The sequence below is a fragment of the Paenibacillus sp. WLX1005 genome (assembly GCF_046603685.1).
Classification (GTDB): domain Bacteria; phylum Bacillota; class Bacilli; order Paenibacillales; family Paenibacillaceae; genus Saccharibacillus.
Genome location: NZ_CP176756.1, coordinates 5,125,886 through 5,148,442 on the forward strand (window position 1 = coordinate 5,125,886; position 22,557 = coordinate 5,148,442).

Here is a 22,557-nt window from a genome sequence, read left to right on the forward strand (position 1 = left end):
CAGGTACGTTCTCATTTATAGAGGTGACTGTTGACTGGGTATCGTCGCGACAAGGTGTACGCCACTAGATGGCGTCCGATTTGAGATGCGCCCGATGCGAATCCTACACGTTCGCAATCGGGCGTACTGGAATTACTGCTTCAGAATTTGGTTTACTTCCTGTTCGGCGGTAGTCAGTCCCTGCTGTGGGTCTTTGCCGTTCAGGAAAATCTCCTGCAATTGCACAGCAATCGCAGAGTTGATATCGCTGGCATTTGGCACACCGACCATATAATCGACCGCCTTGTCCAGACTTTCGGCGGAAGCGACTTTCGCCTGCGATTCTAACGTATTATCGTTCTGCGTAAAGTACGCATCTTTGATCGATTCCTTCGTGCTTGGCAGCGTATTGGCCGCTTTGGAGAAGGATGTCTGGTTTTGCGCGTCAGTCAGGAATTTGGCAAATTCCGCTGCCTGCTGCGGTGCGCCCGATTTGGCAGGCACGACCAGATTCATCGTATTGGACAGACGCACATCGGCTTTGCCTGTCGGCAGCGGCACGGCGATGGTGTTTTTGTACACATCCGGCGCAGCCGTTTTAATAAAGTTGATAAAGGTCGGTCCGGCGATCTCGAACGCCGTCTGCTCGCTGGAGAAGTACTGAATTTGCTTGTCAAAATTGGAATCCTCGCCGACCAGTACGCCTTCCTGAATCAACTGCTGCATATTGCGGATCATATCGAGCGCAGCAGGTGTATTGAAGGCGGCAGCCGTTTTGTCGTCATTCAGAATGGAGATGCCTTCCACCGGGAATAGACGCGCGGCAAAGGTCAGCGCATACCCGCTAGCACCGGTTTTGGCTTTGATCTGACGCGACCATTCGTTCAGCTCATCCCGCGTCTTGGGCGGATTGGCAGGATCGAGTCCCGCCTGCTTCACCAGCCGGGTATTCATATACAGCACTTCCGTACCGGTATACCACGGCAGCGCATACGGCTTGTTGTCCAGCACCGTGGAATTGAAGATGCCGTCAAAATACGAAGACCTTTCGGTATCGCTCAAATACGGCGTTAGATCCGCCAGTGCGCCCTTAGACGCCATCTGATTGGCAAATTCAGTATTCAGATTCACCACATCCGGTACGTTGCCACTCGCAATTCCGGTTAATAACTTATTAGAGATGGCATCGTATGGATAATCACTCCATTCGACCGTGACGCCGGGGTGGTTTTTTTGGTATTCTGATATCAGGTTATTAAAATAATCGTTGAATGTCGGTTGCAGGGCAATCGTCCAGAATTTAATCGTTATCCGTCCATCTTCTTCTTTATTACTCCCGGCATCCGATCCGCACGAACTGAGCACAGAAGACAATAATGCAGCCAGCAGACACAGCACCGCTAATCGTCTGACTTTTTTATTCACAGGCTTCATTCCTTTCTTGGTATCATCCGGCTTCTTCTGCTCCACCGTTTCCGTACTCTACATCCTATGTAGCATGAAGTGAGAATTTTTTCGCCTTCGTCTCGCATTATATCAAATTAGAATGTAACAAAAAAGGGATGAGCAGGAATTAAAAGGGAATCCTATACACCGATAAACAGCAACTCTGATTAATTATCAGCAAAGAAGGTGAGTTAGATGCAAACCGCATGGATTTTGTTGGCAGTCGGAATGATTGCCGTTTTGTTCGTACTGGTCTGGATTGCGCTTATGCTTGCTTCCGGTCAGCGCAGACTGCCGAATAACAATACACCGCGTCCGCGTGTGGATCACGATTCCAATACCGACCCACATCACGACGCACCGAATGTCGTACATCTCGCCTCCTTCCGCCAGCGCCGCAACGGAAAAGGCAAAGAAATAAAGCGCAACAATTCCCAGCCAGAACCGATTTTGAAAAAAGAAAATGTAGCAGAGCTGCACAAAAAAGCAGTACCTGCCACCGTTCGACCGCTGCCGTTGTCCAAATCTGGCGACGTTCCGGTCAAACCAAGACTGCAAAAATGCTCCTACTGCAAAAAAGAAGTGCATCGGCTGACTTTTTATGCGACCGATGAGGGCGGGCTAGTTGGTGTCTGCAAGGACTGCGAGCCGATTGCCAAACGTCAGGATCTGCTGCCGCTATAATGTGCGATGGCATGCATAATCATTCGCAAGGCATTTTAAAATGAAACAGGTGAGAACGATGCAGCATATACACCAGGAATCATCGACAGCGGCTCAGGGCGAGCCGCCAGTAACGGAAGCGCATTCCACCGCTGTCGTACAGCAAACGGCGGACAGTAAAACCTGTTCCCGTTGTGGCGGCATGTATCCGCTCTCGCACTATTTGAAACGAACCGGACGCAAATCGGGACGTTCCAGTCGGCGCGGCACGTGCCGCGACTGCCGTAAACAATTGAAAGCCGCCGCTCAGGATGGATTGATCGTAGAATCCGGGTCTGTCAAGCAAGAGCAGAAGCCACCGCTGCCTGCACCGCATCATCCTGCACCTGAAATGACGTTGACGAATACCGTTCATTCGCCGACACATACGCAAGAGAATCATGTCACGATTCCAGCCGTCTCTATCGTAACCGCTCGTCCTGTACGCAGTCTGCCATCCATTGAGCATAAGGACATTCGCGGACACGGGCTGGATCTTGCTGTGCTTCGTCCGACCCGGCGCGGCATTGTGCATATGCGTGGACGCACGGACAAAGGTCGCCGCTGGCATCAGGAAACCGATCTGGAGACAGCGGCAACGTTAGTACGCGAATATGCCGCTGTTGTAGTCAACCGCCATACGATTCGTCGTCTGTACAGCAACCGTTCGTTTCGTAAATATATTTTGGAACGAGATCGGTATACATGCTATTTCTGCGGCGGTTCTGGCGATACGATTGACCATCTGTTGCCACGCGCACGCGGTGGGCATACAACACCGCTAAACTGCGTATGCGCCTGTAATCTGTGCAATCAGACGAAGGCAGATCATGATCTGCATCATTTTATCCAACCAGTCGATTCGCCTGACGGCGTGCACGAAGGTAGTTCATCCTGAGCGTTATGAACAACATTATTCCCAATATCACAACGGAGCGCTGATCTGATAGTGTGCATATAGCACAGATGTATGACCGGATGACATCCAGCTTATGGAAATTCGTAGGCAAATTCCGGTTTTTTCTATTGAAGCCGCTTTCTTCATGCTATATGATAAAAGCATCCTATGCAGGGCGTTGGAGGTCATGATGAACAAATATCAATTTATCTGGTGTGAAGGCGTGCTCGGTTATGGTGGGCTAACTTCACTAGGGGTAATGGCGATGCATTATATGGATCATACCTTTGTTTTGACGCTGCACGGAATCTGGAATGAAGTGTCCCGAACCGTGCCTTTGTTTTTGCTGTGCGGATATTTGCTGGGCGAAATGATCTGGCGCTGGAAATCTGTCCGTTCGGAAGCTGAGAAGCCTTAACAGAGCTGCATGCTATGGCGATTGCACATGTAATTGTAGTGCCTATCACATACTGACAATATAAATCTATGTATCTTCAACCATACAGTCACACATCAAAAAGCAGCCTGTCCGCCGTTGATCCGGCAGGACAGGTTGCTTTGTTATGCGTCTATATTATGCGTGTCTCATCCATCTTGTATCTGTACTGGAACAGATCTTCTTCACTGGTCCGAATATTCTTCGCTAGCACGGATATTTTTCGCTTATTCGCGTCCACGATTGCGCGGCAACATCGGTTCGCCTGTGAATTCCGACTCATGATGACGCAGCAGATCCAGTTGCCGCAAAAATTCATTCAGTCGCTCCTCCGCCTCATCCAGCGCATGCTCGACAGCGGACAAATCCAGCGGTGTCTCCATCAGGTAGCGACGTGCTTCTTCTTGCGCTTCAAAACTACCCTCCTGCGCAGAAACAGCCAATCGGATATCGCTCTCTGTCTGCATATCTGTTAACTGGCGAGCTGCATCGCGATGTTGTCCGCTGATTGCCTCCCAGCGCTCCATATCCAGCTTTTTGCGCAAATCCAATTCATCCAAATATCCAGTCAGCTCCAGACGCAAAGTATGTACGCGATCAAACAATTCCCGTATGCGCAGACTGTATTCGTACGCCTGACGATAGGAAGGGAGATCATGATCCAAGGCAGAGGTAATCTGCGGCAACAACGAAGCCGCCTGTTCCAGCAATTGCTGCATCTGCTCATAGCGCTGCTGCTGTCTCGTCATATGCACCTCAGCATACACTCCACTCAACTGCTGCAACTCGCGCTCATACCATTCCGGCAACAGCTCATATTCCTCCAAAATCCGGGTCGTTTCATCAGCAGTATGCACCGCTTCATCCCGAAAACGGATCAATTCGCTCACCAGCTGGCGGCTATCCTTCATTAACTGATCCACATGTTGCCTTAGAGCCAGCGCACGGGTCTGATCGCCGCGTACTTGCAACTCGCGCCATTGTCGCTCTTCCATTCGTGCTTGCTCCAGCAGTAAAAAGGGATTCTCGGCACGAACATTCAATTTCTCGCGCTCGACCAGCTCATGCAATTCAGCGGTTACATGATCGATGGAGTGCAGCGAATGCGATTCCGCTAACGTGGCGGTCGTCGATGATAGCAACGGACGCGTAACTCCGGCAATCATCTCAAAGCGCTGCTGAAGCTGCTCCGGTTCGGTTGCCCAAGAGGAGAGTTCATTTTCCAAGCGATTCAGCTCGCGTCCTGTACCTGTTAGCGACCAGATGGACATAGAGAGCGATTGCAATACTTGGCGCCATTGCTGGACGTGTTGTAGCTGCTGCTCACCGTCGCGCTGAATTTGCTCTAGCAATAGCGACTGATCCCGGCTGACTCGTTCTCGTTCCAGCAAAGTAAACAGCTCGGAATCCAGCAGTTCGTGCAGCACGGTATCCAGTTTATTCAACCGCTGCCGCAGCAGGGAGCGGCGTTTGCGCAGCTTGCGCGTCCGTAGCGTAAACAAAAGCAGCACAATGCCCGCTGACAATAACAGCACGGTAGCAATACCCAGCATCAATTGACGCAGCGTACTAGCGTTGAAGCGAGATTCCGCCTGATCAGTTGCTGTGGCAGTGCCATCATTTCCAGCACCATTCTCGCCACTGGACGTATCTCGCAATCCGTTCAAATACTGACTGACCGCAATGACACCACCAGCGATATCACCGTTTTTGGCATACGGAACAAACTGGGTATCGGTGACCCCTTCCACCGTCCGTGCATTGCTGGCAGCGATGCGTTCCGCCAGTTCTTCATTTTGAAAAACGAGATGGACATAGTTCGGATTACGGGTAATCAGCAGCAGCAACTGGTCGCCGCCCATCCCTTCTTCGTCGTATACTTCATTGGCAAAACGACTGCCCTCGGTCTGGGTGTAACCGTTCACAGTCATAACCTGCAATGTATAATGATGACCGGTCAAAGCCTGATTGATCCGTGCCGTATCTTTTTCCGTAAACATGCCAGTGTAATCGGTAACATGACCGTTACGATAACCGCCACTTTCGGAAGCATAGGTCATCATTGGCAGCAAACTGTTGCTCAGCATCAGCAGCCCTATGATCAATAACCATTGCCACCGCCATATGAATATCGTTTTCATCCTGTTCCCCTTTATTCCAAGGTGCGGAGCTATAATCCTTTACAGTATGCCGTAATATCATCATCTGTACAACGTATTATGATACAATTATCGGCAGAAAAGAAAGCAGAAATTAACAATAACAGGCAGTAATTTGAAGAATATTGTGCAAAATCGACCGGAAATGCTAATTTGGGGGTTCTGCTGTTGCGAAATGAGAGATGAACGCGCAACGTTCTACTGTCTCCCTGATCTTTTACAGAAACGAGGTATAACGATGAATACATCCACACATACAACGGAAGCAAGATTGCTATCGCTGAATACTGGTATGCCGGTACATATCGAATGGAATGGCAAATCTGTCTACACCGGTTATGTCAAAACGCCGGTTCATAAGCCTCTATTTATGAGTGAGAACGGTATTGAAACAGACGGACAAGGAGATTTGAAAAATCATGGCGGACCGGATAAAGCTGCCTGCGTTTACTCTGCTCAGCATTACCCATGGTGGAGTCAGGAAATGAATCGTCCTTTTGAAGCGGGCGCATTTGGTGAGAATTTTACGGTGAGTGGGTTACTGGAAGAAGATGTATGCATCGGTGACGTATATACGATTGGTACGGCGATCGTACAGGTGAGTCAGCCGCGCCAGCCATGTTTCAAGCTATCCGCACATCTGGAACGTCAGCAGATGATCGTTCGTGTACGGGAAACGGGATATTCCGGCTTTTATTTCCGAGTGTTACAATCTGGCGAGGTGACAGCTGGAGATACGTTCCAATGGAATCGGCGCGAGGGTCATGGGACAACGATTGCGGAGTGTAACCGCCTGCTGTATCACGAGAAGGGCGATACGCCTGCATTACGTAGCGTACTGGAAGAACCGGCGCTCGCGGCTTCCTTGCGCAAACATCTGAGCAAACGCCTGATAGACAAGGTGTAAGATCATTATGCAAGCGGTGGATCGTAAAGATGGACTCGTATGGTCGTAGAACTTCGAACGGCGAGTCAGCGGTGCTTATATGATCGCAGAATTGCGAGGAGAGGCGATATGATGGGGAGATCGATAGAAGCTTCACGTCAATGACTGTACTTGTACATTTGTCAGAATTGACTATCGTCCATAGCAATAACGTTTTTGCGATAAAATGTATGTATATCGGTTTCATTCCCTGTCGGATTCGATTATTCTACTCATAAAGAAAGCCTGCGGTGCTGGATACACCACAGGCTGGAAATGATAAGATCGGCGGACATACACGGCGATCGCTTACAATCAATATTCAAGGACATCGATTGTACAAATTTATTCCCCGAATTGCTGTAACATCTGCTGCTCTCGCTCTGCCTGCGCACAAGGAGACAAGCGCAGACTGATCTTGTGCTCAAATGGCGTCATCAGATTCACTAGCAATGTGCGGCAATTCGACGGATAGCTCGCTTCGCGCACCGCTGTTGCCCAATGCTCATACGCTCCACCTGTTAGCTCCATCCAGTCGTCGCCATGCTGTATCCGCACCATGCCAGTTTGCCACAATTCTACGCCTTCCGACACCTCGCGTAACTGTCCATCCTCCGCAATCATCTGCGATTCATTGCCAAAAATAAACGACAGCTGGGTCATCACTTCCGCTGGTTCGCTGCACCGAATATACAGATCCAACCCATTCACCTGCTCTACCGTTTCCACCTCCACACGATACGCTTGCGTATGCGTGCTTTCGCGCTGCGCATGAGGCAATATATACCATGGGCTGCTTTCCCCATGTATCCCTGTATGCTCTGGCAAATATGGCGCCGGGATCGGTGAGCGGTAGCCTTTGTGATAGAGCGCCGTCATCCTGTATCCACTTTCCGTTTCAACCAGCGTCTGCATCGGTACAAACCCCGGGTTAAAATACGATGCCAGCTGCACGCCTAACAATCGTACATCCCCATGCCGCAGCGCCAGCAATGACGACGTTTCGGTCATCATCGTCAGACTTGTATTGCCGTGTCGCATCCGCAGCACCGGCGCGCCAAAGTCGAGATGCGGACGGCTATACTGAATCGCCCGATATTCGTGAGCATCCGCCTGATCGAGATATGCCTGTCGGTCAAATGTTCCGTTGATCATCCGCCGATAATGACGTGGCAGCTCACCCGGTTGTACCGACTGCCCACTCCCCGGATACAGCAGCATCCCGATCAATGGATTGTTTGCACAGCTGGACGGTTCGTGAAATGCCGCTGCCGCCAATTGCGCCATCGCGGCGAACTGCGCATTGTGATCCATCTCTGCCATCATCACATACGACAGCAAATAACTGTCCATCGTAAATGTCTGCCCAAAATCCTGCCGTCCCGAATAATCGGTCACAACTTCACCGGACGGATGAATAAGATACATCATCATCTCCAGATTACGACGCACAGGCTCCAATAACTCCGGCATATGCAGCAGCCGCGACGCATGAATCAGCATCACATCACTCACCGCGTTATAAATGCCGTTGCTGCGCTCTGTCCACTCACCGTCCGGTGTCGCATCCAATCCTTCCGCCAGCCACATCTGCGCCCGCTTCCGCAAGCGTTCATCCCCGAAGATTTCATGCAAAAATCCAAGCGCCGCACTGATCACCCAGCGATGATTCGGTGTATGACAGCCGCCAGTCAGCATCACTGGCATACTACGCTCCAAAAACTGATTCATTTTACCAAGTGTCGGCTCGGCAGCTGCCCAATTTTCGCGCGATAACAGCAAATATAGCTGTGCATATCCCACAATGACAAACGCGGTATCTGGTGGCGAATGAAAATTCGTCCACCCCGGCGAGATCGAACCGTCCTCATGCTGCACACGCAGCATATATGCCGCTGCCAGCTCCAGCCGCTCCAGCACCAGCGTATTGCGATAATATACCGACTCCGGCTGCACTAGCGCCGCCGTCCAGACCGACATCCAGACCGGCGTACCAGCATGATGATTTGGCCAAGCGATACCATTCGCAGGGTCAATCACACCGCCATAGTACCGGCTCTGCTCGTCCATCACCTGACCTTGCAATCCGCGTTCCACCCAAGCTTCGTTTACATGGATCAGCTTTTGCAGGATATCCATGCATTAGACTCCCTTCGCCAGACTTGCTTGCCGCTGCTGAATTTTGTCGGTTAGCAAGCGGTGGCTAGTATGAATCTCGTCTGGCTGACAGGCGGCTTTCAGCTCGTATACTTTGATCGGTGCCTGCTGAATAATATCCAGAAAGCGGTCAAAATATTCCATATCCTTGCTATGCACATAGGGACACCAGTGATCGGATAGACCGAGCGTTTCGTGGATATGTACCCCAATAATATCGTCCTTCATCGCGTTTGCTTCTTCGGCGTTATGATACAGCCCCATCCGATCCATCATCATGCCATGACCGATATCGTACCAGAGATAGACGGGCGCACCTTTCATACGTTCGCGGACTTTCTTCGCTTCGGTCAATGTTGGCATCTGATAACAACGTGACCGCGTTTCGATACCAAAGGCAATATCGTAGCCGCGTGACATCGTAATCTCGCATACTTCTTCCAGACTATGCTGAATACGCTGCAAATAATGCTCAGACAGACGCTCGCGCCGCTCCAGCATCTCGTTCCACAGCTTCTGATACGCTGGCGAATCCTTTCCCTGCTCGTGATAGATGCCTTTCAGTTCCTCGTCGATGTTGTAGGAAAACGGCACCTCGCCTGGATGCACCACGACCGCTTTTGCTCCATAGCGATGCGCGTATTCCGCTGAACCGACCAGCAGCTCCACTGCACGCTTGCGCTTGTCCTCATCGTCAAATCCGAGCAGCACCGAATCGGTGCCATAGTCTGGGTCAGGTGTATGCGGGAACGTATTATGTACGCTCGATACGCCCATCTCTCCTTTTTCAATCAGCGGTTCAATCGTCTTCAGCATCTCTGTCGTCACGTTATAATTCAGCTCTACATACTGGAAGCCTAGCTCGCTAATCTCGCGGATCATGCCTGCTCCGTCATGGGGATAACGCTTGATGTTCCAGCAGGTGGAAAAGGAATATTCGCCTTTGGATGAATGCATGCGTCACGCCTTCTTTCTCTCTGTAGTTTGAATTCGGATTCACTAATAAAAGCAGCAGATGCGGCCTCCACAGGGAAAGCCGCACCGTTTGCTCCTCGTTATCCTTTGACCGCGCCCAGCATAACGCCGCTCACGAAGAAGCGTTGCAGCCACGGATACACGATTAGAATCGGCACCGTTGCAAAGATTACGCTTGCCGCTTTGAGACTTTCCGGCATCATCTGCGCGGCACCCACGACCTCATTGCGCATCAGTTCGGTCGCCATATTGTTCTGAATGAGCTGATACAACTTCAATTGCAGCGGATACAGCTCAGGGCTATTAATATACATCAGCGTATCCATGAAGCCATTCCAGCGACCGACCGCATAGAACAGACTCAGTGTTGCCAGCACCGGCAGCGACAGTGGCAAAATGATACGCACCAGCGTCAGGAAATGACTGCTGCCATCAATCTCCGCCGCTTCTTCCAGACTGTCAGGAATGCCTTTGAAAAAGGAGATCATAATGATCAGATAAAACGGGCTAATGAGTCCCGGCAAAATAAGTGCCCACATCGTATCCAGCAGATGCAGATTGCGCACCAGAATGTATTCTGGAATAATCCCGCCGCTGAAAAACATCGTAATGATGATCACGACCATAAAGAAGCCGCGACCTTTCAGATTCGATTTAGCGAGTGGAAAAGCGGCTGCAATCGTCATTGCCATACACATGAGCGTGAACACAACGGTTAGCAGCACCGTAAAGCCGAGCGAGCGAATCATCGACGGATCGCCGAATACTTTGGTATAGGCTTCAATCGTAAACTCTTTGGGAAATAGTGTAACTTCACCGGACATGATCGGACGCGCCGAGCTGAACGAGATTGCCAGAACGTGAATAAACGGGAAAATACAGATCAGTACCGAGATTGCCAGCAACGTCACATTCACAATATCAAATATGCGATCACTACGACTGATCGTTGGTTTGATCTTGATGCGATCCGTTTCGTTAACGCGAGCTGCTTCTGCCATTATAAAATCCCCTCCCCGGTCGTTTTCTTGGCTGCGAGGTTCGCACCTAGTACGAAGATCAGTCCGACCACTGCCTGGAACAAACCGACTACCGTTGCCAGCGTGTACTGACCGGATTCCAAACCGATCCGGTATACGAACGTACTGAGTACATCCGAATATTCCTGTACAGCCACATTACCGATGACAAATGGACGTTCAAATCCGATCGTCACCATATTGCCCAGATTGATAATCAACAGCGTGATGATCGTCGGACGCAGACCCGGCAGCGTAATATGCCAGATGCGCTTCATTCGTCCTGCGCCATCCACCTCGGCGGCTTCGTACAATTCCTTGTTAATGCCAGTCAATGCTGCCAGATACAGAATGGTGCCCCAGCCTGCACTTTGCCATACGCCAGTCAGCAAGTACGTAATGAGCCAGTAATGCGGATCGGTCAAAAACGGAACTGGTTGAAATCCGAACGATACCCACAGATTGTTAATAAAGCCGGATTGCGTACCAAACACTTGATATACGATTCCCCCGATAATGACCCAAGAGATAAAATGCGGAATATAGAGAATGGTCTGCGACAGTTTCTTGAACCACACCGCCTTCACTTCATACAGCATAATCGCCAGAATGAGCGGTGCCGGGAACGAAACGATCAGGTCCAGAATGTTCAACATCAATGTATTGCGAAGGGTACGGTAAAAGTCCTGATTTTGAAACACTTCACGGAAGGCATCCCAGCCAATCCATTCACTGCCGTTAATCCCTTGAAAGAAGTTAAAATCCTTAAATGCAATCTGTACGCCATACATCGGTCCATATTTGAAGACGGCAAAGTAGGCAAGCGGCAGCATGAGCAGGAAATACAGCTGCCAGTATCTGCGGAGGTAAGTGGACGTTTTCACTGTCGTACTCCCCTTTCGGTGGATAGAATCGCATATCGGTATTGCTCGGTGTGACTTACGCCAGACAGAGTGATTGCAGACATGTATCGGAATACAGCTGATGCTGCCGACTTCATACTGGACAAGCCCTTAGATAATCCTAGATAAGCAAGCTTGTAATACCAAGGCTATGTCTCGAAGTCGGCAGTACAGCTGCCAATACAAGGTCGTCCATTAGATAAAGAAGGGAGTAATGCTTCTTCGATTGGCAGATGCGATAGATAGGGAATTCAGAGCGGTTGCTGCGTATACCTCACCGCAATCGTTCGATATTACCTGCATCGCACCTGCAATCGAAGATCATCTTCAGCGCCGGTTTACTTCGTTGCGCCGCCTTCCTGGAATACTTTGGTACGTTCGTCCAGAATCGCTTGACCGCCGCTGCTCATATAATCTTTGACGAGTGAATCGTAGGTCGTGTCAAACTGAGCTTCCGGCGCCATTGTCGCTTTGACGATCAGCTGTGCATATTTGTCTTGCAGGGCACTGCCGTATTTGGCTTCGGCTTCAATTGGTTTGTTGAAGTTCACCGGTGCAATCGTATCGGTGTTAGAGATGTCGACCGATTTGCGCATATCGGCTTGATATTCTTCCGGCACCTGCATAATGTAGGCGTCGTTGTTCTGTTCTTCGGTACCGACGATTTTGCCGTTCGCGATAATTGCCATATCGCCGTAGTTGTACAGGCGGTTCAGCGCTTCTTCGGACGCATCTTCCTTCGCTACCGGGATGCCGTCCTTGAGCGTGTAGTTTTCGCCTTCCACGCCATTTTGCATATCAAACAGATTTTTGTCGGATGCCATCCAGTCGAGATATTTGATCGCTTCCACCGCTTTGCTGCTCGATTTCGGAATCATAATATACAGACCGTTGGATGCATATTCCGGTTTGGCATGCTTGCCTTCATTGTTCGTAAACACGTCCGTTGGCGTCAGTGCGGCGTCTTTGACGTTCGTTTGCAGGTTTTTGTAAGTGCCGTTATAGCTAAAATACAACTCGCCCGCATCCTCCGTGTAGAAGCCAACTTTGCCGTTTTGCACATCTTGCCAGAGTTGCTTTTTGTCCTCATCCAGACCGAAGTCCTTGCTGATCAGCCCTTCGTTGTACAGCTTGTTCATATACTTCAAGCCGTCCTTGAAGCCGGGCAACAGCGTCGGATAATCGCTGGAACCGAGCTTTTGGGTGAGGGTGTATTTTTGCTCATCGGTGAGTGGTTGTTGAATAAACGACCAGAGCAGCGGCTCATACTGTGCAGGTGCAATCGTCATGCCGAATGGAATCAGACTGGTGCCGACTTTGCCGGGGTCTTGATCTTTGAATGCTTTCAGTGTGGTGTACAGCTCGTCTGTCGTTTGCGGAACTGGTAGCTTCAGTGCATCCAGCCAGTCCTGACGAATATAAGAAGCGTATTTGCCAAGCACGGAACGCTTGCCCGGAATGGCATATTGTTTGCCTTCAATTTGCCCGTAGGAGAGCGTATCGTCGCCTAGGAATGTTTTCAGATTGGGACCGTATTGATTCAGCAAATCGGTCAGGTCGGTCAGACCGCCCTGTTCGGCGTATCGGTTAAATGTCCCTTGATCATACGTAAATACGATATCTGGTACATCGCCGCCGCTTGCCATCAGGACATTCAGCTTTTGCAATTCTTCGGAACGTGGGACAGGGACGTATTGAACTTCGATGTTATTCTTACCGCCGAAGCGTTCGTTAACAAGCTTGGTCAGATAGTTGTTACTAATCGTAGAGCCTGCTGGCGAGTTGCCACGGTCGAACACTTCCACTTTCAGTACGGATTTGCCATCTGCGGTCGTTGCTCCCGCTTCGCTACTTGAGCTAGAACAGCCTGCTAATATCGCTGTACCTGCCAATACCGTCGCCATCATCGTACCGGATACTGCTTTAACCCAACCTTTGCGTGAATACCATTTCATCTCCCCAACCCCTTTGTTCACTTTTCTCCCTAACGTATTGGTGTCAGCAGATTCTTTTATTTTTGTTAACTTTCCTGCCATTTATCATTTTCGGGATGCCCCAATTATGGCATCAGATCATGAAATCACTCAATAAACTTGTTTCAGGAGATAAACAGAGGCGGTTAAATCCTTATACATCAAGGATTTTTAGTAATGAAAATATAATAACTTAAAATGTTATATTCAAGTAATATTTTCATTATGAACTCTGTTACAAGCTTTGTTTTGATGTAGAACGGTTTTGAACGGACCACATGGAGTTGAAGAAATGAATGGTATGGATCATCAGGTGAAGCCAATCGTGTTTTCCTATTATATTGAGGAAGTGGTTACACGATAGCTTCTACCGATTCCCAACTGGCAGTTGCATAATCTGTTCTATTATTTAGCGATGTTGCCTTCTTGATACACTTTGGTGCGCTCATCCAGAATTGCTTGACCACCGCTGCTCATATAATCTTTTAACAGTGATTCATAGGTGGCGTCGAATTGATCTGGCGATACCATTGTTGTTTTGACGATCAATTGATCGAATTTGTCCTGCAAAGCGCTTCCATATTTAGCTTCCGCTTCAATCGGTACACTGAAATTGACCGGTGGGAACGTATCGGTATTAGAGATTTCAACCGATTTCGCCATATCCTTCTGATATTTTTCTGGCATTTGTTTAATATAGGCTTCGTTATTTTGTTCTTCGGTGCCGACGATTTTGCCATTGGCGATAATTGCCATGTCTCCATAGTTGTACAGACGGTTCAGCGCTTCATCCGTCGCATCAGGTTTAACAACTGGAATGCCGTCTTGCAGTGTATAATTCTCGCCCTCTACACCATTTTGCATATCAAACAAGTTTTTGTCAGATGCCATCCAGTTTAGGTATTTGATTGCTTCGACCGATTTGGTACTGGATTTCGGGATCATAATATACAGACCGTTGGACGCGTATTCCGGTTTGATATGTTTGCCTTCGTTGTTGGTAAACACATCTGTTGGTGTGAGAACGGCATTTTTCTCATTGGTTTGCAAGTTCTCATACATGCCGCCTGCATAGTAAGGGTTACCTGCGTCTTCAGTAAAGAAGCCCACTTTCCCATTTTGCACATCCTGCCCAAGCTGCTTTTTGTCCTCGTCCAGACTAAAATCCTTACTAATCAGCCCTTCGTTATATAGCTTGTTCATGTATTGCAAGCCTTCTTTGAAGCCGGGTAGCAGTACCGGATAATCACGAGAGCCAAGCTTTTGTAGCAGGGTATATTTTTGCTCGTCTGTCAGTGGCTGTTGAATGAAAGACCAGAGCAGCGGCTCATACTGTGCGGGAGCAATCGTCATACCGAATGGAATCACACTTGCGCCAACACCACCGGGGTCTTTGTCCTTGAACGCCTTCAGCGTCGTATACAATTCATCTGTCGTCTGCGGAGTTGGCAGATTCAACTTATCTAACCAGTCCTGACGAATATAAGAAGCGTATTTCCCAAGTACGGATCGTTTCCCTGGAATCGCGAACTGTTTACCTTCCAGTTGTCCATAAGCGAGTGTATCGTCACCGAGGAATTTCTTGAGATCAGGACCATACTGATTGAGCAGATCGGTTACATCGGTCAGTCCGCCTTGTTCAGCGTACCGATTGAATGTACCCTGATCATAGGTGAATACGATATCTGGCACGTCGCCGCCGCTCGCCATCAGTACGTTCAGCTTTTGCAATTCTTCAGAGCGGGGAATCGGTACATACTGTACCTCAATATTGTTGCTGGCGCCGAAGCGTTCATTGACAAGCTTGGTCAAATAGTTGCTATTAATCGTAGCCCCGGCGGGCGAATTGCCGCGGTCAAACACTTCCACCTTCAAGACGGATTTGCCGTCTGCCGTTGTAGCCCCTGCATCACTGCCAGAGCTAGAACAGCCTGCTAGCAGCGTTGTACCTGCAAGTGCTGTTGCCATCATCAAACCGGACATACGCTTGAACAACTTTCTTTTTGAATACGCTTTCAATTTACTCAACCCCTTTGTCAGCTTATGTCCCCTGTGCCGTGTATGTACCGCATTCGATGCTTGCGGGTAAGAATGATTCAATTTAGGGATGTCCCAATTATGGCATTTTGCTTTTGAAATGCTCAATAAACTTGATTCCATCCATAAACTTTTAAGTAAACGCTTACATTGTAAGGTGATCGACATGTCATCTGCTTTCTTGCACTGAATTCGCCGTATAAACGATTTTCCGATTCCTTGAGACCCCTTGCTACTACTGGCTTGGCGAGTAATCCCGTCCCTCTTTCTGGCAAAAAGAGAAAAAGCAGCCCGACCTCGGACTGCTCATTTTCATCATGAAAATCAGTGCTTATCTTCGCCTTGCAAGAACATTTCTCTGCATCTCATACACCTGTTCAACAAGTGTCGACATTGCAGCTGTATCTTCCATACGCCAAATTCTATTCGCTAGACTTGCGATATGATTCGTACCTACTTCCGCTGTTCGCTCGGCGGCAGCAAGGAACTGCCGGGCTTCATTTTCAGCTTGCGATAATCGCCCGGCGTCACGCCGATAATACGCTTGAACACCCTGCCAAATGTAATCGAGTTCGCATAGCCGACCTGAGTCGCAATATTCTGAATCGTATCGTCGGTTGAGGATAATAATTCTTCCGCGCGTTGTAACCGCAGCTGCACAAGCAGATCGATGAATTTGACATCCAGCTCTGCCTTGAACAGATGACTCACATACTTGGGCGTGACATGGAAGCGTTCGCTCAGATGATTGAGTGACAAATCTGGATTCGCAAAGTTCTCTTCCATATACGCCTTCATCTCGCCAATCAGGGCGCGATGATTCGTAGAATCGCCTGCCTGCTCATACATCTGCGCCACCTGCTCCAAATATTGCAGCAGCGATGCATGAATCTCCTCCACCGTCTCCGCTTCTGCGATTGCTTCCATTACCCAATCTGCCTGCTCGCCGGATAATAGGCGATCTAGCGGTTCAGACATGCCTTCTAGCTCACGACCGAGTATTTGTAGTAGCGATAATACCAGGGAACGAATGCTGTCATCTTTTAAAATATCTTCTTCAAACCGATCAAGCAGCTGCTTGAGTCGTTCCCGCCACTCCGGTTGACGCAGCCGATACTCCTTGATCCAATCCGAGATCGCCTGCAAGTACCGATAGCTGTCCGGCTCTCCACCTTCCGGCAGATCGCTGTACATCACTACCCCGTCACGTCCAAGCGTCATCGAATATTTCATTGATTCTACCGCCGTTTCGTAAGCGAGATGTAGATCGGCAGATTGACGCACCGTAATGCCAGTGCCAAAGCTCATCGTCAAATGCAGATTATGCTCCACCCACTCGCGACTACCGGCCGATAGCGAGAACAGCAGTCGCATCCAGCGGCGTTCATCGCCTGTACCAGCAATAATAATACCTGCACGGCGCACGCTGATCCATTCGCACCAGCCGGAGACGCCATCCTGCTGCGCCAATTCCTGAAACACATTGGTCAGCGCCAGCTTGAGCGTATTGTGCTCCTGCGTACTGCCCTTTTCCCGAAACGCATCATAATCCTGAATCTCAGCGACGATAAAGGCGTACTTCAATTCATCCGCCTGCTCCGGTCGTCCGTGCAGATCGGGGAAAATACGCAGCTGCTCCAGCTCCTGCTGCAATTGCTCCGGCGGCTCGCCTTCAATCCAGTTCATGAACAGCCGACGGCGGCGAATGAGCAGATTCTCATGATGCTGGCGCTCATAATCGACCGTTTGCTTCATCAGGCTCTCCAGCGCTTCGTCGATCAGCGCCATTTCGTCCTTGCGTGCGGTTTCGGTGCCTGATAATTGCAGCGATTCAATCCGCTTCATCATCACCTGAATCGGCTTGTAATTTTTGCGAGTAATGTAAATGATATAAGCGATCGACACCGCTACGACGAGCACGCCAATCAGCACCCAGATGTAGGAGATGACCGATACCCACGCAAACAATTGACCTGCACGCAGCCCGCTATCCAGATTCCAGTTCAACCGATCAGAATGCAGCTGAGTCAGCGGCTCGTCCTGCTCTGCTTCATCCTGCTCGGTCAGCGCGGGTGGATACACCTGCTGTCCGGCTGCATCGGTAATATTCAGAAACGACACTTGCGGATTAACCATCGACGCCGCCAGCTGCTGCATTCCGTACACGCTCACATTGATCACAATCATCCCCTGATCGCCAAATGGCAGCGGCAATCGCTTGTGCATACTAATCACCTGCCGACTTGGATCGCTGCCCATCTCGGCAAAGGAACGCATCGCCGACCAGCCCTGCTGCTCCGGTTCGGTCAGCGCCTGTTTGACGAATGGCTCATCTCGGAATCCACTTAGCGGCTGTAACCCTTGCACAGTCAGCACACTCTGGTCGGCATCCCGATAAATGTAGATCGATTCCAGCAGATCGTTATTGTCCATCAATTGACGCAGACGCTCGACCGTCTGGTAGGTTACTGCTGTATCGCCAGAATCACGATCCGCCAGAAATTCATCATACGCTGTCGACGTCTCTACATCGCGCAGCACATCCATCTCAATTCCCTGCACCGACCGATCCATCGTATCCATCATATAACTGGTGGAGATACGATCCGCCCGCGCCGTTTCCTGCCGCGAAATCTCATTAATGACAATAAACGACAGAAAGATCAGCATCGAGATCGTTAGCAGAAAAATTGGAAAATACGATAAAAGAAGACGACGATACCAGTTTTTTGACAGCAATGGGCTTCCCCCTCCCGTACACATGATCTATCCCGCTGCACATTCCCGCCATGCTCTTCGCCGTGCTTTTTTATAACATAGGAGATCATCATCTTACGTTCTGATTGTTCTATTTCGCCCAATTCCAGCTTCGTCAGGTGATATTCAGGTAATATGATGTAAGGATTTCTCTGATTTTATCCTTTTTGCATACTAGATGTTCATATACCTAACTTCCGTAAATTGCTTACACTGACTTTTATTTTACACTTTTCTGCGTGGACTGTAGAGGGGATAAAGGGATTATATTTTTAAATCGACAAATTTCTCATGTATGCAGAGAGGGAGAACTCCAGAAGATGCCTGTTTTACGTGGAAATGGAGTAACGACTGCGCAGCGCCACATAGCCGAGCAATACCGCGCCCAACACGGCGCTGATCACGCATGACAGATTCATCATCGCTGCACCGCCTGTTTGCAGCAAATACCCGTTCAATAGATTGCCCGCAATACCTGCGAGACCGACAAATACCATATTAAAAATACTCTGACCGGTCGCCTGCATATGTTTGGCGGCGATACGGGATACATATTCCACCGCAGAGATGTAAAAGAATCCAAACGACAAGCCATGCAGCAATTGCACCGCTATCATGACCCACGGAACCGGAAACAGATATTGAATGCCCCAGCGCAAAATATACGCAAATGCCGCAACCAACAGCATACGCTCATGCCCGAAGCGCCGAATGACACGCGCCGCGATCAGCATCGCCGGAATATTCGCTGCTGATGCGATGAACAGTCCAACACCCGCCATTTCCAGCGTACCGCCCGCCTCTTGAAATGACAGTACAAAGTACGAGTTGAACGCCGTCAGCGTCTGATTCACCAGCAAACAGCCACCGAGAAAGCAGAGAAACATCCTATTGCCCAGCAGTGTCCGAATGCCCGCCGATAGCGATTGCGATAACACTCGACTCTCATCCGAACGGCGCGGCAGCCAGAACGTCAGCGCCGCCGCCAACAGATTGAACACGAGAAATGGAACCCAGATCAACGACACATCCAACCGACTAATATACAGCCCGCCCAGATAACTTCCCGCCGCCGTGCCAAGACTGCCCAGAAAACGAATCGCTCCATACGTCGTATGCGCCTTTTGCGCCGCGACCAGCGCATATGAATCTGACATCGGTGCCTGTGTTGCCGCAAACACCATCGATAACGTATATATAACCGTCAACACTAGAAAATACGGACTCTGGTAAAAGACCGACAATACCGCTGGCACTGCAACACTAAGCATCAGCACCAACCGCATTTGTTGAAATCGGTCAACCAGCATGCCCCATACGGGTTGAATCAGAATCGAGATCAACGTTCCAATCGACATCAGCAGCCCAACCTGCGCACTGCCCATTCCGCCATGCACCAACATAGATGACAGATACGGATTGAACATGCCACCCGCCAACCCCGCCAGCAAATAAAACCCACGAATACGCAGCAGCGTCTGCCGCGCCTCGGCATCTACTTCCGGGCGCTCCGCAGCCTGCTTACGCACGCCCGCTTTCTCACCAAACAACGAACCCATTCCCATTTGCTCCTTTATCCAATGGAGTGCCCGCTCTGATTGGCAGGCTTTTTGTCTGTTTTCTATAGTCTGTCTGTTTTAGATTCTCATCTGTGTTCAAACACAGTATGGTGTATTGTTCTAATGCTTTGTTTATTTTGTGCATACAGTAAGGTTCTCATCCCATGTATCGAATGCCATTCGCTCAGATCTGTTCCCGTATGACTGCTGTAATCGCGCCATACACAGCTCCTAGTGCTCCGGCTTCATTGCCTAGCTGTGCCGGGACAATCATACAATCAATCGGGATCAATGCTCGCGTCCGCCGCTGTAGCTCTGCCATATAATATGCCGATTCCGACACGCCACCGCCGACAACGATGCACTGCGGATTCAGCAGCGCAATGATATTCGCCAGTCCTGCCGCCATATAATCTAGCGGTTGCTCCATTATCGCAACTGCTTCTGCATGACCAGCCGCCGCCAGCTCCAATACATGCACCGCCTGCACCTGCTCTACATTGCCGCCCGCTGCCTGCAAGACAGTATCAATACTTGGCGAAGACAAGTCGCGTTCTTGCAACCAGCGCCGCGCGTGCTCACCGATGCCCGTTCCCGATGCCAGCGCTTCAAAACGTCCGAATGCAGTGCTGCTTGCCTGCTGTGCCGCTGATTCTCCCGGTTGGTGATCCACGACAAAGTACGAAATCTCGCCCGCCGTATAATCCGCTCCATGATACAGCTGCCCATTGATAATTGCGGCGCCTCCAATGCCTGTACCGACGGTCACCATGACGAGATGACGACGCTCAGCCCCTGCTCCAAGCCAGCGTTCACCGAGTGCCGCGACATTCACATCGTTGTCGAGATACAGCACACCGTCATAATGCGGCGCAATCCATTGCTTGAGATTGATTCCATCCAGCGGCAACGCGGGCACATGACGAATTGTGCCTTCTTCCGGGTTAACCGCACCCGGCAAGCCGATACCGATGCCTGCCAGCTGTTGTCGCTTTAATCCCTGCTGCTGCAATACTTCATCCAGCATAGCAAAGAGCCATGTTACAAAATCCGACGGTTTCGCCGTTTGCACCGTCGGTCGTTTACACCTCGCCGCAATCTGGCCGTCACGGCGAGCAAGGATGATCAGCGTCTTGGTTCCGCCAATATCAATGCCTGCATACCAATCAGAGGAAGATGTAGATGCTGGTGGGATTATAATTCCGTTCTGCTGTTGCTGCATAATTTGCCTCCTATTTGTGTATGGATACGGGGGTACCGACAGCTAGCACATCCTCGCGAATATGGACAAATGCACGCTGGACGCCCGCCCGCGCTGCTCCGCGCATAACGGCACTGTCGCTCAGAGCGGAAGATTTCAACTGCGGCATCGCTGGTACAAACGGTTGCAACGATTGCTGAAGCTGCGGAACGAACAGCTCCGCCTGACTGCCAATCGGTCCGCCGAATACGATCATTTCCGGTGATAACAGCGCCGTCATCTGACTGAGCGGCAATACGAGTCGTTCCACATACTGCTGCACAATAGACTGCGCCGCTGGCTGCCCCTGTGCTGCCGCATCCAGCAATTGTTCTACTTGCCATCCATCCAGACCAGCATTCGGATGCTGCGCCGCATAATCTGCCATCAGCTCACGTAATCCTTCACTGCCAATCTGCTGCTCCAGTCGACGATGCTGTCCCGATGAGCCAGCCGTCAGCGATGTAGCAGATTGTCCGATTTCACCAGCAGCTCCGTGCAGTCCACGATACAGCTTATCGTCGATCATTAGCCCGGCGCCGACCCCTTCTCCAAGATACAAGTAGGCAAAATGGACAGCGGTCTTCGCTACACCATATTGCTTTTCCGCAGCCGCTGCCAGATTGACGTCATTGTCCAGCAGCACTTCCATGCCGAGCTGCTTGGACAGTGACGTTGACGATAGCAAAGACATATATGGATTCAGCTGTGGCAATAACGTTTGAATCCGACCAGTGACCGGATCAACAACCGCCGGAATGCCCGCACTGGCAAAACGAATATGCTGCGGCGTAATACTCAGCTGCTCGGCGCACTGGTGCATACGGGACAATAACAGCGATGCCAGATGCTGCTCATCGGGATTATCACCACACTCTGTCCATAACACCGGCTCACCCGCTACGACATGACCGGACAGATCAGCGATGCCAGTCGCGATGCCTTCCGGTCCAATATCTAGCACAAACAAGTAAAATACATTCGCATTAAATTCCAGCACTTGCCCTTTGCGCCCTTGCTGATTGCTATCCAGCCCTGTTTCACATATCAACTGACGATCCAACAATTGCTGTACCGCCGCTGATACCGTCGGTTTGCTAATCCCAGTACGACGGCTAATCTCTGCCCGCGACAGACCCGGGTACTGCACGATCAATTCCAGAATCAGATACTCGTTAAAATGACGAATCATCTGTGGATTTCCGATAGATGTTGGCATAGTTCCTCCTCCATTTTCATTTTCGTTTTCGTTTTCATTTTCGTTTCAAATGAACATCATTCATCACAAAAAATAGCACCAAAACAAATGATTGTTTGCTGCATCGGAAGTGTGAGATCGCTATGTTTTTTATATTAGTAAACTTTGTTTACTAAATTCGGTTGGGTTTAGTAT

At 49.9% G+C, this 22,557-nt stretch carries 16 protein-coding genes; 4 read left to right on the forward strand and 12 right to left on the reverse strand.

Features of this window, described 5'->3' with window-relative positions; all coding sequences use genetic code 11:
* Window positions 1-132: 132 nt before the first annotated feature.
* On the reverse strand, window positions 133-1,413 hold the full coding sequence (locus ACE3MZ_RS21950) for an ABC transporter substrate-binding protein (RefSeq protein WP_411346883.1): 1,281 nt from the start codon (window positions 1,411-1,413) through the stop codon (window positions 133-135).
* A 207-nt stretch (window positions 1,414-1,620) separates the two neighbouring features.
* Here ACE3MZ_RS21950 and ACE3MZ_RS21955 point away from each other — a divergent pair, with 207 nt between their 5' ends.
* The 3 genes from ACE3MZ_RS21955 (at window position 1,621) to ACE3MZ_RS21965 (ending at window position 3,443) form a co-directional block, all read left to right on the forward strand.
* Complete coding sequence (locus ACE3MZ_RS21955; RefSeq protein ID WP_411344210.1) at window positions 1,621-2,109, forward strand: hypothetical protein; 489 nt, start codon at window positions 1,621-1,623, stop codon at window positions 2,107-2,109.
* Between the two features lie 58 nt (window positions 2,110-2,167).
* Window positions 2,168-3,025: an HNH endonuclease gene (locus tag ACE3MZ_RS21960; protein ID WP_411344211.1), complete on the forward strand. Its 858-nt coding sequence runs from the start codon at window positions 2,168-2,170 to the stop codon at window positions 3,023-3,025.
* 187 nt (window positions 3,026-3,212) lie between these two features.
* A complete protein-coding gene (locus ACE3MZ_RS21965) occupies window positions 3,213-3,443 on the forward strand; it encodes a hypothetical protein (protein WP_411344212.1) in 231 nt (76 codons plus the stop codon).
* Window positions 3,444-3,688: 245 nt separating this feature from the next.
* On the opposite strand, the gene ACE3MZ_RS21970 is transcribed toward ACE3MZ_RS21965, so the two are convergent.
* Window positions 3,689-5,602 carry a TPM domain-containing protein gene (locus ACE3MZ_RS21970; RefSeq protein ID WP_411344213.1) on the reverse strand — a complete coding sequence of 638 codons (1,914 nt, stop codon included), beginning with the start codon at window positions 5,600-5,602 and terminating at the stop codon, window positions 3,689-3,691.
* A gap of 256 nt (window positions 5,603-5,858) precedes the next feature.
* On the opposite strand from ACE3MZ_RS21970, the gene ACE3MZ_RS21975 reads away from it, so the two are divergent.
* On the forward strand, window positions 5,859-6,527 hold the full coding sequence (locus tag ACE3MZ_RS21975) for an MOSC domain-containing protein (protein ID WP_411344214.1): 669 nt from the start codon (window positions 5,859-5,861) through the stop codon (window positions 6,525-6,527).
* 363 nt (window positions 6,528-6,890) lie between these two features.
* Here the strand turns inward: ACE3MZ_RS21975 and ACE3MZ_RS21980 are convergent, their stop codons facing one another.
* The 10 genes from ACE3MZ_RS21980 to ACE3MZ_RS22025 form a co-directional block, all read right to left on the reverse strand.
* A complete protein-coding gene (locus ACE3MZ_RS21980) occupies window positions 6,891-8,684 on the reverse strand; it encodes a hypothetical protein (RefSeq protein ID WP_411344215.1) in 1,794 nt (597 codons plus the stop codon).
* A gap of 3 nt (window positions 8,685-8,687) precedes the next feature.
* The gene (locus ACE3MZ_RS21985) at window positions 8,688-9,659 is read right to left on the reverse strand and encodes a sugar phosphate isomerase/epimerase family protein (protein ID WP_411344216.1); all 972 of its coding nucleotides are present in this window, start codon (window positions 9,657-9,659) and stop codon (window positions 8,688-8,690) included.
* Window positions 9,660-9,757: 98 nt separating this feature from the next.
* Window positions 9,758-10,678, reverse strand: a complete 921-nt coding sequence (locus ACE3MZ_RS21990) for a carbohydrate ABC transporter permease (protein WP_411344217.1) — start codon at window positions 10,676-10,678, stop codon at window positions 9,758-9,760.
* Window positions 10,678-11,529: an ABC transporter permease gene (locus ACE3MZ_RS21995; RefSeq protein WP_411346884.1), complete on the reverse strand. Its 852-nt coding sequence runs from the start codon at window positions 11,527-11,529 to the stop codon at window positions 10,678-10,680. The genes ACE3MZ_RS21990 and ACE3MZ_RS21995 overlap by 1 nt, the downstream gene beginning before the upstream one ends.
* A 407-nt stretch (window positions 11,530-11,936) precedes the next feature.
* Window positions 11,937-13,553: an extracellular solute-binding protein gene (locus ACE3MZ_RS22000; protein ID WP_411344218.1), complete on the reverse strand. Its 1,617-nt coding sequence runs from the start codon at window positions 13,551-13,553 to the stop codon at window positions 11,937-11,939.
* A 423-nt stretch (window positions 13,554-13,976) separates the two neighbouring features.
* Window positions 13,977-15,554: an extracellular solute-binding protein gene (locus tag ACE3MZ_RS22005; protein WP_411346885.1), complete on the reverse strand. Its 1,578-nt coding sequence runs from the start codon at window positions 15,552-15,554 to the stop codon at window positions 13,977-13,979.
* 507 nt (window positions 15,555-16,061) lie between these two features.
* Complete coding sequence (locus ACE3MZ_RS22010; RefSeq protein ID WP_411344219.1) at window positions 16,062-18,347, reverse strand: helix-turn-helix domain-containing protein; 2,286 nt, start codon at window positions 18,345-18,347, stop codon at window positions 16,062-16,064.
* Window positions 18,348-18,694: 347 nt separating this feature from the next.
* The gene (locus ACE3MZ_RS22015; RefSeq protein WP_411344220.1) at window positions 18,695-19,924 is read right to left on the reverse strand and encodes an MFS transporter; all 1,230 of its coding nucleotides are present in this window, start codon (window positions 19,922-19,924) and stop codon (window positions 18,695-18,697) included.
* A gap of 184 nt (window positions 19,925-20,108) precedes the next feature.
* Window positions 20,109-21,146, reverse strand: a complete 1,038-nt coding sequence (locus tag ACE3MZ_RS22020; RefSeq protein WP_411344221.1) for an ROK family protein — start codon at window positions 21,144-21,146, stop codon at window positions 20,109-20,111.
* Window positions 21,147-21,156: 10 nt separating this feature from the next.
* Window positions 21,157-22,383 carry an ROK family transcriptional regulator gene (locus ACE3MZ_RS22025; RefSeq protein ID WP_411344222.1) on the reverse strand — a complete coding sequence of 409 codons (1,227 nt, stop codon included), beginning with the start codon at window positions 22,381-22,383 and terminating at the stop codon, window positions 21,157-21,159.
* Window positions 22,384-22,557 lie beyond the last annotated feature (174 nt).